The following is a 17,921-nucleotide window of genomic DNA, read 5'->3' on the forward strand; positions in this document are numbered from 1 at the left end:
TCACCGGGCGGAAGGATCTTCGACGGGCTCCGGGCGTCCGCGGGGAGGAACCCTGAGCAGGAGGTGCTCGCCGACCGGGTCGTCGTCGCGCTCGTCCTCCACCGCGTCCGGGCCGATCACCAGCACGATCAGCCTGCGGCCGGACAACACGGCGAGCTCCGCGGCCAGCTCCACGGTGATGGCCGCGCCCACCAGCCGCAGGCCGTCGATCGTGGGCACGAGGCGCCCGCCGGTGCCCGGCACCGGGATGTCCTCGCCCGCCGCGGCGGCCTCGCGGATGCGGTACGCCCGTTCGGCCCGCTCGTGCTCGGCGACGGTGTAGGCGTCGGCGTCGGCGGGCAGCACCGGCGGCGGCGCACCGTCGGTGAGAAAGCGCCCGTCGGCGTCGACGGGGACCGCGTAGACCTGGTCGAGCCACGCGAGCGCCCGGGAGTCGGCAGGCACGACGGTGCCCGACCCAGTGTCCACGATGGACACCTCGCCGTCGTGGTTCACCACGTTCCACGCGTGTTCGGTGCCGTCGGCGCCCTGGCCGAGCAGCACCGCGGCCGCGCCGTGGCCCGCGTTGGTGACCCGGTCGAGCACCTCGGCCACGCCGTCCGCGCCACGGCTGAACAGCTCCGGCGCGTACCGCAGGTCCGGCACCGGCTGTCCGGTGCCCACGGCGGTCGCCTCGCCGTGGAAAGTCGCGTGGAACGCCAGTGCGCGCTCGACGTGGCCGGGGTGGTCACCGCCGGGGTCGATCAGCGAGACGAAGGTCGCCGGGTCGGCGAAGCGGGTGCCCGGCGGCACCGCGGCGAGCAGGTCCGCGGGCGCGTCCGGCACGGGCCCGGCGCTCGGCGCGACCCGCCCGGCTCCACCGGTCAGGTCCGGGTCGATCAACCGCCGCAGCGGATCCGCCGAGGCACCGTCGTGGACCGGTGTCGACGCGCCGCTGCGACCGGGCACGGGCGACGCGGGCCGCGACGCGTCCTCGGCGCGGACATCGCGGTCGAACAACTCGCGCAGCTCGGCGATCTTCTGCCGGTAGCTCGTCCGGCCCTCGCCCGCCGTGTCGGAGTACTCGAAGTGGCGGCCGTCGGCCGTCTTGTGGAACGGAGTGTTCCTGCCGTCGCGGGCCAGTTCGACGATGCCCGAGGGCGTGCCGTGCTGTTCGGCGCCGGTCCTGGGGTTCACGAACACCGACTGGTCGCTGTAGGAGGAGTAGTCGGCCTGGTAGTACTGGTGGAACTCGTCGAAGAACCCGCGCACGTCGTGCGCGGTGGTCCGCCCGCCGTCCGGCCTGCCCGAGTCGTGGGCCAGCCCCGTGATGAACGCGTGGGCCTGCTGAGCCGACAGCTTGCCCCGCAGGTAGCCGCCGAACGGGTCCGAGTCGACGATCGCCCTGGCGAGGCGGAAGTCCCGTTCGCTGGACCACAGCCCCTCGAACCGGTTGAGGTAGCGGACCGCGCCCCGGTGCTCCGGTTCCCTGTCGTGGCGGGTCTGGTCGTCGCCGTACTGGTTCTTCGAGTTCAGCTTGTCCATGTCGTGGAAGAGGATGGCCTTGGCCAGTGCCTCCCGCGAGACGAACCGGGCACCGTCGTCGTCGCCCGCGGTCAGCGACAGGAACTGGTTCAGCACCATCTGGGCGTGCTCGTGGTAGGTCATCGGCTGGCCGGTGTCCGCGGCCCGGTACCGGGTCGAACCGCCCTCGGCCTTGACGACCTCGTCGAACTTGCGCCGCAGCTCGTCGTGGTAGCCGGTCGCGGTCTCGTCGACCCCGGCGAGGAGCTGGTCGAGGATCTTCTTCGCCGTGTCCGGCGCGGGAGCGGCGAGCCCGTCCTCGATGGTCTGGCTCAGCCGCGCGCCGATCTCCCGCTGCCTACGGAACTCCGCGGGGTCGTTGCGCTGGGTGTAGCTCGAGTCGGGGACGTACTGGTCCCGCCACGTGGCGAAGTCGTTGGGGAACGGGCCGAGTGCGCTGTCCCGCGTGTCGAAGTCGGCCTTGGTGCGCAGCGCGTCGGCGGCGATCGTCGCGCCGATCTGGGCCATCGTGGCGAACTCGGGCACGGTCGTGCGCATGAAGGCGTCGACGTCGGCGTGCTCGACCCGCGGGAGGTCGACGGTGTCGACGGCATGGGCCACGGTGCGCGACGACCCGGTGCTGACCTCGTCAGCCAGGGCCTGCCGTGCCGGGCCGTCGACGGCGTTCAGGAGGCTCTCGCCGCTGATCCGGTCGCGCACGGAGTCCGTGAACGCGTCGCCGAGGGCGTCGCGCAGAAGGCCGCCCAGCACGTCCGGGCTGAGGCCGATCAGGTCGCGCCGGAGGACCTGGTCGATGGTGTCGCGGCGCACGCCGTCCATCACCGGGCCCTCGATGATCTCCCGCACCACCGCGGAGTCGACCGTCAACCCGGCGTCCCGCACGACCTGCCCGAACTCCGGGTCGCGAAGTGTCTCGGCCTTGACGTCGTTGACGAACCGCTCGAGCCGCGCACCGCTGAGCCAGCCGGCCTTCTTTCCGCCAGGAGGCAGCGACTCCAGAGCCGCGGCCCGGTCCGAGCCCTCGGCGACCAGCTCCTGGAAGTGTTGCCGCAGCCGGTTCTCCAGATGCTCGCCCAGGAGCTCGCGCAGCCGCTGCCGGGACGCCTCGCCCAGGATCTCGTACCGGCCGTCCCTGACGGCGTCGGCGGCCATCCGCTCCGCCAGCGGCTCGATCACGGTGTCGTCGAAGCTGCGGTGGTGGCTGTTGCCGTGCTCGATCAGCTCGCCCAGCTTCGACAGCCTCGTCGTGCCGAGCGGCAGTTTCCCCTCGCCCGAGTCCGGCCCGTTCATGCGGCGGACGACGGCCTCGATGGCGTCGAGCTCCTTGCGCCGGGTCTCCAGCTTCATCGTCTCGCCCAGGTCGGTGAGCACCTGTCCCGCATCGGCCGGGAGTGGCGACGGCATCGCGTCGTCCGCCACGGTGCCGACACCGGTGCGGATGGCGCTGGTGACCGTGTCGACGGTGTTCGCGAGCGGCCCCAGGGTGTTGACGAACTCGTTGAGCCGCGGTCGCAGATCGCCCTCGTGCCGGTCGGCGGAATTGCCCCGGTCGCCGGGAATCCCGTCGTCCGGTTCCAGGAACGCCGAGCGGTTCGCGCCCGCGGCCACGTCGGGCCGCACCCACAGGGCGTAGCCGTCGCGCAGCCGGTTCGCCAGCTCCCGCAACGCCCGCGGGTCGTTGCGGAAGCCGTCGAACGTGTAGTCGCCCTTGTCGTCGCGTTTCCAGCTGAACCACGGGTCGTTGTCGTAGCCGAGCGCGGTCGAGCGGAAGCCGGGTGACACGCCGAGCCGCGCGTAGAGGTCCGACAGCGCCTCGACCCGGCCGGACGTGTCCGCACCGGCGCGCTGCTCGCCGCCGTCCGGCGCGTAGGTGACCAGCGAGCCGTCGACCGCGTGCCGCTGCAGCTCCGCCAGGTCGTCGCCGCGCAGGCCGAACTGGTTGACGTCGCCGCCCTGGTCGACGTTCATCGTGACGTCGCCGCGCGCGACGCGTTCCGAGCGGGCGTTCTCGCTGGCGGCCACGTACTTCTCGAGCGGCACGAGGTAGGAGCGCACCAGCGGCGTGTACTGGTCCTCGTTCTTGCGGGCCTGGTCGTTGCGGTACTTCTCGATCCACTGCAGCGCCCGCATCGGCCGCCCGCCGGACACCCACCCGATGCTGCCGCTGCCGGTGGAGACCGTGATCTCACCGGTGCGCCGGTCCTGGTGGACGTCCTTGTGCTGTGATCCCGGCTGGGCCGCGTCGTAGACCGCCGTGTACATGCGCACGAAGTGCTCGCCCGCGATCGTCTCGACCTCGAACTCGCCGCGGTGCTCGAGCTGGGTGCCGCTGCTGTCGGCCGTCGTCGTCGAGCCCGGGTAGACCACGCCCGCGCGGCCCAGCTCCACCACCTGCTCCGTGGCGACGAACCGCGGCACCCCGTTCACGGTGGCGTCGACGACGTGCACGGGACGGCCGGTGGACGGCCCGTAGGGGTGCCACGCGCCGAAGTGGTCGAGGACGTGCACCGTCAGCCCGGCCTCCTCGGCGACACTGGCGAGGTCGAAGTAGCCCCGGGGCCGCGCAGCGGCCGCGGTCACCGCGGCGGCGAGCCGCGTGTGCTCCTTCGGCGCGTGCTCGTCGAGGCTGCGGGTGACGGCGTCGAGGAGGTTCTCGACGGGGTTGGCCCTGGGGTCCGCCACGATCGCGCGGGCGCCCTGCCGCGTCAGCTGGTCCCGCTGCTCCGCGCTGAGACGCTCGGGATCGAGCGGCCGTCCGGGAGCGGGGAGGTCGCCGACGCCACCGGTGCGGCCCGGGTCCACCACGGGCCCCGGCGTCATCTCAGTGGCTCCGGTCCACGGCAGCGGGGCGAAACCGGTGACGGGCCGGGGTGTGTCGAGGTCGGCCATGGACTCGTTCTTCACGTCCACGAAGTTGACGACGCCGCGATCGTCGGTGTGCACCAGGAAGTAGTGCCCGTCCTGACCGGCTCCGCCGACGAAGACGATGCCTTGCGCGCCGGGATCCTGCGTACGCATGTGCTCGTGGATCTCGGTGTAGCCCGCCTCCCGGAAGTCCGTGCCCACGAGGTCGTTGACGTCGCCGATCCGGGTCGGGCCGCCCGGCCCGGCGACGAACGTGTCGTTCTCCATGACCGCGAACGAGCCCTGGATGGTGACCGGCAGGCAGTTGTCGGTGTTCCAGCCCTCGTCGATGCCGCGAGTGTTGCCGTAGCGGGCCGAGAAGTAGCCCTCCTCGTCGGCGACCGAGCGGAAACTGCCCCGCGAGATCGCGGAGCCCTCCGGCGCGGTCAACGCCTGACCCGCCTCGAGCGTGCCCCGCGTGGAGACCGGAGCCGCCCGGCCCGTCCCGCCCGTCAGGTCGGGATCGACCACGCGCCGCACGGTCTCGGGACCGTTGTTCGTGCCGGGCGACGGGTCCTCCGCAGGCAGCGCACCGCTCATCGTCGGCTCGCTGGGAGGGTTCTGGACACGCGAGGCGGGCTGCTCACCGGAGGTGGTCTGCGCGCCGTGAGCCCGGGTGCTCGGGTCCTGTTGCGTGCCCCGGGAACTCTCGGCCGGTGGGTGGTACCGGACCTGCGACTCGTGGCCGGGCACCGTCCGAGTGTCGTGTTGCGTGGTCTGGTTCTGCTGTGGAGCCTGTGGGGTCTGCTGCGAGCTCGTGTTCTGGCCGGGCGCCGTCCGCGGCGTGGTGCCCGTCTGCGGAGTCGGCTGGGGTTGCGAGGTCGTGTTCCCCTGCCTGCCGGAGGTGCCCTCGGAGGTCGATCCGGACGGGTTCGGCCGCGGGGCCGGGGTGCGGGTGTCCGTCGCCGGGGGCACCGAGCCGTTCCGCTGCCCGTTCGACTCCGTTGTCGTGGTGTTGTTCGTGCCCCCCGTGTTGTTCGTGCCGCCCGAGTTCGTCGTGCCGTTCGTCGCGTTCGTTGTGGACTGTCCGGGGTCGGGCTTCGGCGGCTCCGGGAGACCCCGCACCGCGTCGGTGATCCCGTCCGGGGTGAGCGCGGAACCCGGCTCCACGGTGTAGGTCGAGGGCCGCATGTCCGTCGGCAGGCCGCCGACGAACGTCCGCAGGGTCTCGATCGTCACGTCGTTGCCGACGTGGAGGTTGCGGCCCCTCGGCCGGTTGACGTCCGGCGCGGGGGCGTCGGGTGCCTGCCGGTCCGGGCCGTGGATCGTCGCGCCGGAGCCGTTGCGCACCACCGTGTGGTTCTCGGGCGCGTCCTTGCCCGCGTGCTGGAACACGTCGCCGAGGGTGAGCAGTCCCTTGTCCAGTGCCTCGTTCTCCCACACGCGGACCTGCATGTCGTCGGTCGAGCCGATCTTCATGACATTGTGGTGCTGCCCGCCGCGGAACAGGTCGGCCATCGACGAGAACGGGTGCTGCGTCCAGTTCGACCCGTAGCGCTTGACCTTGACGAAGAAGTCGGCGTCCGCCGTGTAGAGGTAGGAGCGGCCCTCGTACGTGACGCCGCTGGTGCCGCCCTTCTTGCCCGACGACGCCTCGGTGTCGTCGATGGTGATGCCCTCGGCTACCGGCGGGCCCGTCGTGGTGGTGGTCGGCGCGGGTCCGGCGGCCTTGCCTGAGTCCCCGGCGAACCACGGTAGCGACGGGCCGGACGAGGTGCTGACGACCTTCGACTTGCCCGTCGGTGTCCCGGACTCGAAGTCCTTGCTGAGGTTCAGCTCCGTGCCCTCGGGCAGCGCGGCCTCGAACCGGAAGCTGTCCGGGCGGAACTCGCCGGTGATTCCGGCGTCGAACAGCGAATCGTAGGTGACGTGCCGGTTGCCGAGGATCCGGCTGATCGAGTAGTCGCCGGAGGTGAAGATGGAGTTCATGCCCTGACGCAGCGAGGTGCCCTTGGTCGCGTTGTGGGCATGGGTCTCGGAGTTGCTGCCAGGCCGGGTGTAGCCGGACGTGGACTCGGCCGCGGCACGGATCCGGTCCGCGCTCACCGGGCCCGGGTTCTCGCTGAGCTGCTTGTTGGACAGCAACGCGTACAGCGAGTCGTGAATGGCGTTGACGGTGTTCAGGCCGATCTTCTCGATCCGCCAGCCGCCCGACTTGTCGAACATCAGCCCCCGCCCCGGTGCCGTGTCCATCACCTCGAACGTCGGCGGGTTCGCCGGTTGTGTCAACGGCGGGGACGTGTCGGTGCCGGGCGACACCAGGTCGACCACGCCGGGCAGCGTCACCGGTGCATCGTTGGTCTTGTCGCGGTCGACGAGCATCGGCACGTCCAGGAACGGCGTGCTGACGGCCGGCATCGGTGCGCGCCTGCGCGAGATGTCGAGGTGGTAGTCGACGCCGTGCGTGCTGCGGCCGACCTTGTTGACGTCGGTCTGCGAGGTCACCTTCTCGCTGAAGCTCTCCGGCGCCACCTCGTCGGTCTTCGTGGACGTCGAGATGCCGAAGACCTGCGGCGTGACCGACGCGAACGTGGAACCCGGCTCCGGCGGCGCCTGCTGGATCGTGCCGCTGCTGTCCGGCTGCCCCGGCGGCACCGCGGGGGTCTCCCGGTAGACCATGCCCGCCTCGAGCGCGGCGGCGCCCGCCCAGGTGGTGGAGTTCTTCGTCTGCTTCGACGAGCTGAGCGAGTCGGCGTTGGTCTGCTTGTCGGGCACCGTCGAGCGCTCGCCGGGCCCGGTCGCCGCGTCGGGGTTCGAGGTCGCCGTGACGCGGATGTCCACGACGTCCTCGAGCGCGAGCCCGGAGTTCGGCACGGAGATGAGCCCGCCGTGACCGTCGTCGCCCGCCAGCACGTCGCGCAGCCAGACGTGGCCGGCCGGGGTGTTCAGGTGCTTGCCGACCTGATCGAGGATCTCCCGCTGCCAGTTCTTGTCGGTGACGCCGAGCTCGGTGAGCCGGTCGGTGACGGCCGTCAGGCCGGGATCGTTCAGGGTGGAGCGCGTCACCGCCGTGTCGCTGAACGAGTTGTAGCCGTCGCCCTGACCGAGCAGGCTGTGCGACGGGGTGGGCACGTCGGTCTTCGCCTCGGGCACCGCCTCCCGCAGCTCCGGCGGAACGGGCAGGCCCATGCTCTCGAACAGGTCGACGGCGTTGGCCACCGGCATCTCCTCGAACGCCCCGTCCGGGACGTCGACGGTGACCTGGACCGTGTCGAAGGTGCCGGTCGTGAACATGTTGCGCAGGAACATGTCCGCTTCGAAGGTGTAGCGGACGTCGGTCGCGACGAACACCGTCGGGCCCTGGTACTCGCTGGTCTGTTTGCCGCCGGGAGTCAAGTCGTTGGCCTGCGACTGACCCTTCTTCCAGCCGCCGCCGATGATGCCGCGCAGCGCCGCGCCGGTCCTGCCCTCGCGCTGGGGCATCACGTTGCCGCTCACGCCGAGGTCGACGCCGAAGCCACTGCTCTTGGTCGACCCGAGCACGCTGTCGCCGGCCTGGTTGCGCCGCAGCGTTCCGTTGGGCCGCACCGAGACCACCCGCGGCGAGTGGAACGTCGCCGAGCCCTTCAGCTCGCCGGTGAAGTCGGTCAGCCTGCCCGGCTGGGACATCTGTCCCGTCGTGTGCGGCTGCCCGCTGAACGACTGGGTCGCCGTGCCCCTGCTGCCGACCTGCCCGATGAACTCGCTCACCGCGTCGCCGGGCGTGCTGCCGGGGGCGGTCAGCGCGGACTCCTTGTACACGTACGTCGTGTCGCCGTCCGACCTGGAGTCGACGAACTCCCGTTGTCCCGGCGAGGACCAGTTGCCGCTGTACGCGGGCGGGGTGCGAGTCACGTCGCCGGGCCCGTCGATCGGCGTGAGGCGCTTGGACAGTGCGATCTTGGCGGCCTCGGTGGCGTCCGGAGTGATCCGGAGGTGTTCCAGGGTGACGAACTCTCCGGTCCGGTCCCGGTTCACCTGAGTGTCCGGCGCCAGCTCGGGCGGCGCACCGAGGTAGATTCCGGGGCGCATCCCGCTCGGTGGCACGGGTGTGGTCGACCACTCCAGTTTGTCGGCGGGCGTGGACACGGTGATCGCGTCGTCGACCCTGCCGGTGTGGACGTGGCGGGAGGCCGTCCCGTCGGTGAAGGCCTGGTTGATCTCGGGCCTGCTCGGCTGGGTGATCCGGCTGGCGGCGTCGCCGCCGAAGAGCATCCGGCCGCCGAGGAAGAACTGACGGCCCCAGCCCGGGGTCTTGCGGGAGCTCTGCACCACCACGAAGTCGAGCGCGCCGTCGTAGTCCCTGATGTCGCCGTCGTACTTGCCGGCTCTGCCGTCCTTGCCGGTGTAGCCGGACTTGTTGGAGGTGCCGAAGTCCCAGCCGAACGTGAGCCCGGCCCTCGGTGCGCCGGACGAGGTCGTGGCACTGCCCTGGTACGGGTTCGGGTTGCCCGCCTCAGGGGTGGTCTTGGGCGCGTCCGGGTTCGGGACGTCGGTCCCGGTCGGCCGGAAGGCGCCGCCGATCCCGCCCTGGAAGGTGCGCTTGCCGTCGTAGGCGCGGCGGAACTGCTCCGAGTTCTTGTCCTCGGTGCTCAGGCCCGTCTTGCCCGACGGTGAGGTGGTCTCCGGCGCCACGGGCTTCGCGTAGACGACGGCGGTGTGGACGCGGCCGTCGCGGTGCCACGTGAGCTGTTCGCCACCGTGCATCGCGTTGTAGATCGCGTCGCGCGCACCGTCCTTCGAGCCGAACCGGTTCTGGACGGCCTCGCGGCCACCCGGGTCCAGCTCGCGGCCGTCGCCGGTGGTGTTGCCGTTCGGCGGGCTCTCGATCTTCACGAGCTTGTTCGAGAGGAAGTCGATGATCGCGTCGGACTTGACCTCGCTGATGTTGTCCCTGCCGAAGACGTACGGCTGACCGTGGTCGGTGGTGGGCCGGGAGCCGTCGAGGTGCGGCGGGACAGGCAGGCCGAGCGAGCGGGCCAGGGACACCGGCACCTGCACACTGCTGGACACGGTGCCGTGCACGGCGTTGTCGCCGTCGCCGACCCGCATGTCGCGATCGAGTGTGTAGACCAGTTCGGTGTCGTTGCCGGTGCGGCTGGTCGACTTCTCGTTCGCCGGGTTGGTGCCGTCGGTGGCGCCGGTGGAGAAGTCGGTGAACAGCCCGGCGAACCAGCCCTTGAGCCCGCCGTAGAGCCCGGCGCCGAAGATCGCGTCGCTGCCGCGGGTGACCGACGAGCTGGTGCCGTGGCTCGCGGCCGTCGTGTGATCCACGGAGGTGGTGCCGACGTAGGTGATCGAGGGGTTGCCCGTCGGCGTGATGGTGACGTCGGTGCCGCCGACCGTGACGGTGGCGGGCGGCGGGTTGCCGGCCGGGGCCAGCAGTTGCTCGGTCAGCTGCTTCGACGCGTTCTCCGACGTTCCGAGCTGGTCGACGAACGCGATCGGCACGGGCACCCGGGCGGGCGTGAGCTCGCCGCCGAACGCGGTCCTCGGCACGGGGCCCGCGGGTGCGGTGCCGGGGGTGATGTCGGGCAGCCGCAGCCCGGCGTCGACCTTCGCCACGCCGGGCGTCGCACCGGGCACCGTGGCGGTGATGGACATCGTGGTGGGGACGTAGAGGCTCTGCTCGGTGCCGGTGCTGGTGCTCGATCCGGTGGTCGAGTCGAACTTCTGCGACCGCTTGAGCTGCGCGCCCGCGTAGACCATCGGCCGGATCGCCCCGCCCACCGCGTCGAACGGCGAGACGAACATCAGCGGGATGCGCACCGGGATGCTCGACGAGGTCGACTCGCCCAACGGCGTCGAGGTCTCCTCGGCGACGTCCTTCTTGACCGAGGACGGCTGCTGGTGCTGGGGCGCGGTCCTGGTGTCGTGGGGCCGGTGCAGGTCGGCCTGGACGGCGACGTCGGTCGTGTTGCCGTCCGGCCCGGTGAGCTGGATCCGGCCCTCGTTGAGCGCCGCCGCCAGGCCGTCGGTGCCGAGATTGACGAGCTGCGTGTTGACGGAGTCGCGGTTCTGCCCGGTCAGCTCGGCGACCACGTCGGCCAGCCCGTCGAGCGAGGTGATCGTCTCGATGTTGATCCGCGAGTGCGGTGGCAGGCCGGAGAGCACGGTGAGGCCACGTTCGGTCTGTCCCTGCGTGGCTGCGTCCTTCGCCGTGTCCTTGGCCTTCTGGCCGTCCTTCTCGGCGGTGTCGGCGGCGTCGCGGTGGGTGTTGGAGTCGGTCTCGAGCGCGCGGATGTCGCCCAGCTGCTGGTTCAGGCGGTCCACGGTGTCGCGGAGGTTGTTCCGCGCGGCGTCGTGCCGGTCGCGGGGCCCGGTGTCGGCGGCGAGGTCGTCGGCCGTCGTCTGTGAGCGCTGCCGGTTGGCCTCGGCCTCGTCCCGGCTGCCGGAGACGTGCTCGCGCTCGGTCCGCAGGTTCGTCTGTTCGTCGTGCAGTGTCCGCCGATCGGTCTCGACCCGTGGGTCGGGGTTCGCATCGTCGCGGGGTGGCAGGTCGCCCAGCTGCCGCTCGATCTGCTCGAGCCGGGTGTCGATGTCGCCGAGCCGGCCGCCGTGCTGGTCGCGCTGTTCGGTGAAACGCTGGGCGTCCTGGGTGGCCTGGTCGATCCGGTTGTCGTGGCCGGTGAGCCCGGTCAGGGTCGTGGTCACGTCGTCGGCGGCGGTGCGGATGTCGGTCAGCGAGTTCCCGGCGTCGCCGGTGAGGGTGGCCGCGGCGGGGCGGTTGTCCTGCGCGGCGGCGAGCTCCCGCGCCGCCGTCTCGACCGCGGTGCGGGCGTCGTCGAGCGCCCGCGCGGCGTTGTTGTTCGCGGTGACGGCGGCGTCGGTGGACTGCTGGATCACGGCGGCCTCGGCCCGCACCTGGTCGAGGGCCTGCCCTGCCGCCCTGGCCGCCGACTGGGCCGCCGCCTGCTGTGTCGTGAGGGCGTCGAGCTGATTCTGCAGTGCCGTCAGGTGCCGCACCTCGTCGGCCAGTCGCCGGACCTCGGCGTCGAGCCGGTCCGGGTTGCCGTTGACCGCGGCGAGATCGGCTCGCGCGTCCTCGGCGGCCTCCTGGGTGCGGATGATCCGCACCTCGAGGTCGGGGTTGGCTGTGGCGAAGTCGTCGCGTGCCCGCGTCCGCTGGGTGTCCTGTGCGGTGAGCTCGTCGAACCGGTTCTGGGCCTGCTGCACCCGCTGGTTCGCGCGGTCCTGCGCCTCCTGGGTGCCGATCACCGCACCCTCGGCCTCGCGGGCGGAGCGTTCGACCGAGAGCAGGTGCTGATGCGCGTTCTGGTGGGAGTTCCAGGCCCTGCCGTAGGCGGCCTCGATGTTGTCGCGCGCCGTCGTGACGTCGGCGACGGTCCGCTCGGCCCCGCGCACGGTGTCGTTGTGCTGGTTGTTCTGGTCGTTGGTGCCGGTGTTTCCGTTGTTGGTGCCGTTGTTGGTGCCGTTGGTGTTCTGCTGGGTTGTCTCGGGGCCGGTGCGCTCGCCGGAGGTCGGATCGTGCTGGCTGCTGGACTCGCCCTGGTTCGACGGCGGTAGCGGCGCGCCCACGGAGTCGGTGTGGAAGGTGTTGTCGCCGTTCTGCTGGGCGTCGAAGTTGAGGAACTCGTTGATGTCGAACTGGCCGCCGGGTTCCTGCAGCGCCGCGTCCGGCACGGTGTCGAGCCAGTTGACCTGCTGGGGATTCGCCGCGGGACCGTCGTTGCCTGTCATGGCGACGTCGCCCGGGTTGTCCGCCCCGCCGGACGGGTTCGCCGCGCCGCCCAGGTCCGGTCCGTCGAGGTCGACGGGCCGGAGGGTGCCGTGCTCGAAGCCCAGGCTCACGGACTCCGCGATCGCGGCGAACTGGCCCTCGGTGTGGAACCGGTGGGCGATGACGTCGGTGATCCGGTCGAGCAGGACCGGGTCGGAGTTGGTGTCGTGGTTGTTGCGCACGTTGGTCTCGGCCCAGTCGCGGGCCGCGCCGAGGCTTCCGGGGTCCAGGTTGTTGACCAGTCGATGTGCCGCTTCGGCCCGGTTGTCCCACGACGGCACCAGACTGTCCACCGTGGAGTGCGGGTTGTTGAGGGTGTTGGTGAACCCGCCCCGCTCGTCCGGGGTGAGGCTGCGGAACCAGTCGTGGAACTCCCGCCGGCCCGACGGATCGAGCTGGGTGTTCAGGACGTCGAAGTTGCCCTGCGCGATCGGCGGCAGCGAGTCGTGCCAGTCCCGGAACTCCTGACGCACGGTGGCCTCGTTGCTGTAGTCCCGCAACAGGTTCTGGTACTCCAGCATGAGGTTGTCGGCCGCGGCCAGTGAACCGGGGAAGCCCAGCGAGGACCACACCCACGGCGGGAACACCGAGTGATCCTCGGTGACCATCACCCGGGTCTCGTCGGGGCCCAGCGGGCCCTCGTAGCTGTCGGGGTGCGGCCGCGCCTGCGTGAGGTCCTGCTCGGAGTACCCGCCCTCGGCTCCGGCGAGCGTCAGCCAGTCGCGCAACGGCAGCACACCGTGGTTCATCGCCGGGTCCAGCACGACCCAGTCCGGACCGTTACCGTTCTGCGGGTCGACGCTGATCAGCGGCGCCACGTGGTAAGTCCAGTTGATCGGCTGGGGCACGTTGTTGGTGGCGCCGTAGGCGAAGTTCGACTGGGTCTGCAAGCCCGCACCGCTCCCGACGTACACCTTCCGGACGTCGGCACCCCAGTCCTTGAGCATCTCGGACCACAGGTGGGCCCGGATGTAGCAGCCGTCCTCCGGGTGCCGGCTCGGGATCGGGAGTTGCCCGTCGGTCGGGTGGTCGAACGTCGACGTCGCCAGGTCCTGGTAGTACTCCTGCGCCATGGTCATGCTCGTGCCCGGGTTCGGGTCGAGGTCCACCTGGTTCAGGTCGATGACGTCGCGGAACATCGTGTCCATCGACGGATCGCGGTCGTTGGCGAGGTCGACGATGGCGTCCACCCTGCCGAAGTCCGGCAGCGCGGCGTCCGAGAACCGCTCGTTGGTCTGCTGCTGCAGATCCAGCAGCCGCACGTCACCGAGGTGGTTCACGACCAGCCAGGAGTGTCCCGGCCTGCGCACGTCCGGCGGCGGGAAGCCGACGACCACCGCAGCCGACCCGTGCCCGCCCTTCCGGACCCGGTCGCCCACCTCGGTGAACGAGTCGGTGCCCCAGCCGGTCTGCTCCCACGGGCTGTTGAGCCGCTCCGCGGCCCACGTCGTCGCGCCCCGGGGCGGACCACCGGGCAGGCTGCCCGCCACCTCGGGCATGCCGTTCCAGGTCATGAACCCGGCGACGCTGCAGGCGAGGCAGTCGGCGAAGTTCTGGTCGGGCCGCGCACCGCGCACCTTGTCGAACCAGAGGATCGGATCGACGTGCGACCGACCGGGCGGCACCACCTCGCGCAGGGCCGCGTTGTCCTGGTCCGAGCCCGGGTTCAGGGTCTCGGGCCGTTCGCGCGCGCCCGGCGGGTCGAAGTGGGTCGAGGGCCCACCGTCCGACTCGAACGTGTCGCGGGAGCGCTTGCCCGATCCCGGGTTCGGGGTGTTGGCGGGCGGCGTGTTGGTCGACGGCGCGGGCGGGGCCGGGGTGGACGACTGGCCGGTTTCGAAAGGCGCGCCCACCGAATCGGTGTGGACGTTCGCCTCGGGCACCACGGGCTTCGGCGGCCCCTGGTTGTCGGCGTGTGTGGTCGTCGGCCCGCCGGGTCCGGTGGGATCGCCGACGACGGCGTGCGCCGACTCCGGGGAGGGCGTCGAGGGCTCCGTCATGGTGGGCACGTCGGTGGTGGACGTCGTCTGCGGATTGCTGTCGGCGTTCTCGGAGCCCGGTGCCGGCTTGCGGTTCTTGCCCCCAGTGGTGCCCGGCGGGCGGGTCGACGGCGTCGTCGTGGTGTTCGGCGAGGTGGTGGTGTTGCTCGTCGGCGTGTTCGTGGCCGGTGTGCTCGGGGACTGTGTCGTGGGCGGTGCGACCGGGTTCGGTGCGGACTGGCTGCTATTGCCGGTCGGGCCGGTGACAGGCGGGGCCACGGGCGGCGCGGTCTGGTCGCCCTGCTGGTTGTTCGTGGTCTGGTCGGCCGTGGACTCGCTCTGCGGCGGGGGCGCCTGCCGGGAGCTGTCGCCCTGGGGTGGCGGGGCGGTGACCGAGGAGGTCTGCGACTCCGGGTCGGGCGTCGACGACGGGGTGTTCGGGTCCTGCTGCCCCGATGCGGGGTTCGGGGTCTGGTCGCCCTCGCGGCCCGAGGGCGCGGCGTTCGGGTTGTCCTGGCCGCCCGCCGGCGGTGCCTGCTGGTCGCCTCGGCCAGGGGCGGGCGGGTCCTGGCGCCCGTCCGGGGTCGTCGCGTCGGTGTTGCCGGAGTCGCCGGCCGGCGGCTGCTGGCCGGGTGTGTCCGAGCCGGGAAGCGGGGCAGGGCTCTGGTTGCCGGGAACCGGCGAGGGCGGGTCCTGCACGCCCGAACCGTTCGAGTCCACAGGCGCTTGGACGGTGCCACCCTCCGGTACCGGCGCGGGATTCTGGCCACCGGGAACCGGCGGTGGACTCTGCACACCCGAACCATCCGAAGCCACCGGTGTCTGGACGGTGCCCCCGTCCGGGACCGGCGGCGGCTGGGTGGTGTCGCCTTCGGGCAACGGCGCCGGGCTCTGGTCACCGGGAACCGGCGACGGCGGGTCCTGCACACTCGGCACCGGCTGCTGCCCGCCCGTCGGCGGCGGCTGGACAGTGTTGCCGGTATCCGGAACCGGCGCCGGGCTCTGGCCGCCGGGCACCGGCGGGTCCTGCACGCCCGAACCGTTCGAATCCACCTGGGGAGAGGGCTGGGTGGTGTTGCCTCCCGGCAGCGGCGCCGGGTCCTGGTCGCCGGGCAGCGACGCGGGCGGGCCCTGCTGATCGTTCGCGCCCGGCGAGACGACGCCGTCCTGTCCCGTCGGCGGAGCCGTCACTCCGCCGGGCGACTGGATCTGGCCGCCCACGGGGGGTGAGGTCACCGGCTCCGGGTTGTTCGGGGTGACGACCGGCGGCACGGTCGACGGCGTGGTGGGGTTGGTGCCGGTCGGGTTGCCGATGGCGCCGTGGGGACCGCCGCCCTGTGCCGGGTCTGGCCCCGGCCGGACGTCGGTGTGGCCGCCGACGGAATCGGCGGGCACGGTGCCGGTGTTGCCCGGACCGTTGCCGAACGCGTCGCTCCGAGGTCCGGTGCCACCGGAACCATTGTTGGCGACGACGTTCTCGCCGGAGTTGTTGGTGCCGAAGACATTGCTGCCGGGTCCGTTGCCGCCCAAGACATTGTTGCCGGGTCCGTTGTTGCCGACGTTGCCGCCGACGTTGTTGCCGGACCCGTTGCTGCCGCCGACGACGTTGTCCCCCGGGCCGTTGTTCCCAGCACCGATGTTGCCGGGCCCGGAGCCACCGACGACGTTCTCGCCGGAACCGTTGTTCCCAGCACCATTGTTCCCGGCACCATTGTTCCCAGCACCGTTGTTGCCAGCACCGTTGTTGCCAGGCCCGTTGCTGCCCGAGCCGTTGTTGCCGAAGCCGGTGTTGCCTGGCCCGTTGTTGCCAGGCCCGTTGCCAGCGAACACGTTCTCACCGGATCCGTTGCCACCCGGCCCGTTGTTCGCGGCACCGTTCCCGGACCCGTTGTGTCCGGAGCCGTTTCCAGATCCGTTGTCACCGCTGCCGTTGTTCCCGAAGGCGTTGTCGCCGCCACCGTTGTCACCCGAGCCGTTGCCACCGGGGCCGTTACCCGCTCCACCTCCGGCACCGTTGTTGCCGCCGACGTTGTCGCCCGACGAACCGCCGGGACCGTCGCCGATCACCTCGCCGCCGGAGCCCACCTGCTCGGGCGCGGAGTTCCCGCTGGAGCCGTCCTGGCCGCGCGAGCCGGAACCACCGGGGCCGTCGCCGCCGAGGTACTTGTCCAGCAGGTCACCGAGCGCGCCGCCACCGACTCCGGCCAGCCCGGAGAACGCGCCCGCGGTCGCCGCGTAGGGGTTCAGCTCGAACTCGCCCTCGGTGGCGTACTTGTAGAGCGCCTCGGTGAAGACCTCGTGGAACGACTCGGTGCCGATGTCGGTGATGTTGTCCAGCGCGCCCTTGGCCCAGTCGTCGCCGAAGCGCTTGGCGAACGCCGTGTTGAGCATCTTGTTGAGCCCGGCGCCGACGATCGCGCCCAGTCCGCCCGCCAGCGGGGCCAGCGCGGCGCCCATCGCGCCTACCGCGGCCGCGTTCTTCGTGTGGTCGGTGTTCCACTCGTCGCGCGTTCCCATGCCGTACTGGGTCACCTGCGCGGCGACGTCGACGAGCAACTGGAAGGCGATGCTGAAGGTCGCGAGCTTGATGACCTCGGCGAGAACCTTGCCCAGCACCGTGTTGATGAAGAACCGCACGATGGGGATGCGGGCGGCCAGCCACGCCATCGACGCGCCGCCGGTGAACGGCGCGAGCTTGATCGCCAGCGCGATCTCCGCCAGCAGCGCGATCAGCGAGTTGATGATGACGAGCTTCATGTACTCGACATCGAGGGCCAGGTCTTCCAGGTATTCGCCCAGCCCGTTGAACAGTTCCGCGGCCGCGTAGATGAGCCGGTCGCCCTCGATGAACGGGCTCACCCGCTGGATGAAGGCGCGGGCCGCTTCCCCTTCGAAGTTCGACCTGATGGAGTCGACAGCGCCGCGGAGGCCCTCGGCCAAGGTGGCCAGGTCCTCCGCGGAGCCCTGCCATTCAGCGGCCAGAGCGCGAAGCTTGTCCTCGTTGGCGTCCGGCCACTCCTCGCCGGTGAGCACCTGGAACAGCTTCGCCACTTCCGGGCTGACCATCATGGCCATGACGAATACCTACTCGTGCGGGGTCGCGCTGTCGGCGTCGTCGTTGGTCTGGTCGAAGTTCTTCGCCACCAGCAACGTGCTCTCCGCGAGACCGCCGACGCCGTCCTCCAGCAGCGTCAGGAACTCGAGGGCCTTGCCCTCACCCGGCTTGTAGTTCTCGTCGAACTGCTGGCCCATCTCGCCGGTCCCGCCCGCGTCCCCGTACTGCTCGGTCGCCGTGCGGACCCGCCTGGTGATGTTGTTCGCCAGATCCGACCAGTGGTCCAGGTTCAGCCCGCCCTGGTTCAGAGCGTTGATGTCGACATACAGACGATCGCTCATTGTCGTCCCTTCCTCGCGTCCTTGAGTGCCTCGTCGAACATCGCGTCCAGATCGGGGCCCGACTCCCGCAGCTTCTCCAGGTCGAGTCCCTCCGGGATGAGCCCCGCCATCGCCGAGCTCGTCGCGGCGGCCGCCTCGTCCTGGGCATCGGTGACCACCTCGACGATCTTCGCGGCGAGCTCCTTGGGAGCCATGTCGCGCCACCGCTTGCCGTTGAGCGTCAGCTCCGTGAGCTTGCCCTGGCTGTCGACGGTGGCCTGGATGGCCCGGTCCTTCGACGTCGCCGTGGCCGTGACGTCCTGGAGCTTGCCGAACGCTCCGGCGAGCTCCTCCTGTTTGGCGCGCATCTCGCGCATCGCCTCGTCGAGCTGGTTGTGCAGGGGCGAGAACATCGCGGC

General features: G+C 71.2%; 3 protein-coding genes. All 3 read right to left on the reverse strand.

Translation table 11 applies throughout. From position 1 onward, the window contains the following. The 3 genes from JHE00_RS25925 to JHE00_RS25935 are packed head-to-tail and all read right to left on the reverse strand — an operon-like array spanning window position 1 to window position 17,915. On the reverse strand, window positions 1-17,202 hold the full coding sequence (locus JHE00_RS25925; protein WP_200322818.1) for a toxin glutamine deamidase domain-containing protein: 17,202 nt from the start codon (window positions 17,200-17,202) through the stop codon (window positions 1-3). 9 nt (window positions 17,203-17,211) lie between these two features. Next, a complete protein-coding gene (locus tag JHE00_RS25930) occupies window positions 17,212-17,523 on the reverse strand; it encodes a hypothetical protein (protein WP_200322820.1) in 312 nt (103 codons plus the stop codon). Then, window positions 17,520-17,915, reverse strand: coding sequence for a YbaB/EbfC family nucleoid-associated protein (locus tag JHE00_RS25935; RefSeq protein WP_200322822.1), 396 nt, complete (start codon window positions 17,913-17,915; stop codon window positions 17,520-17,522). Before JHE00_RS25935 ends, JHE00_RS25930 begins: the two co-directional genes overlap by 4 nt. Between the last annotated feature and the right edge of the window lie 6 nt (window positions 17,916-17,921).

It is taken from the genome of Prauserella cavernicola (genome assembly GCF_016595675.1).
Classification (GTDB): Bacteria; Actinomycetota; Actinomycetes; order Mycobacteriales; family Pseudonocardiaceae; genus Prauserella_A; species Prauserella_A cavernicola.

Coding starts and splice junctions, on each gene's coding strand:
- JHE00_RS25925 (WP_200322818.1), bottom strand. CDS start 17,202: ATGGCCATGATGGTCAGCCCGGAAGTGGCGAAGCTGTTCCAGGTGCTC.
- JHE00_RS25930 (WP_200322820.1), bottom strand. CDS start 17,523: ATGAGCGATCGTCTGTATGTCGACATCAACGCTCTGAACCAGGGCGGG.
- JHE00_RS25935 (WP_200322822.1), bottom strand. CDS start 17,915: ATGTTCTCGCCCCTGCACAACCAGCTCGACGAGGCGATGCGCGAGATG.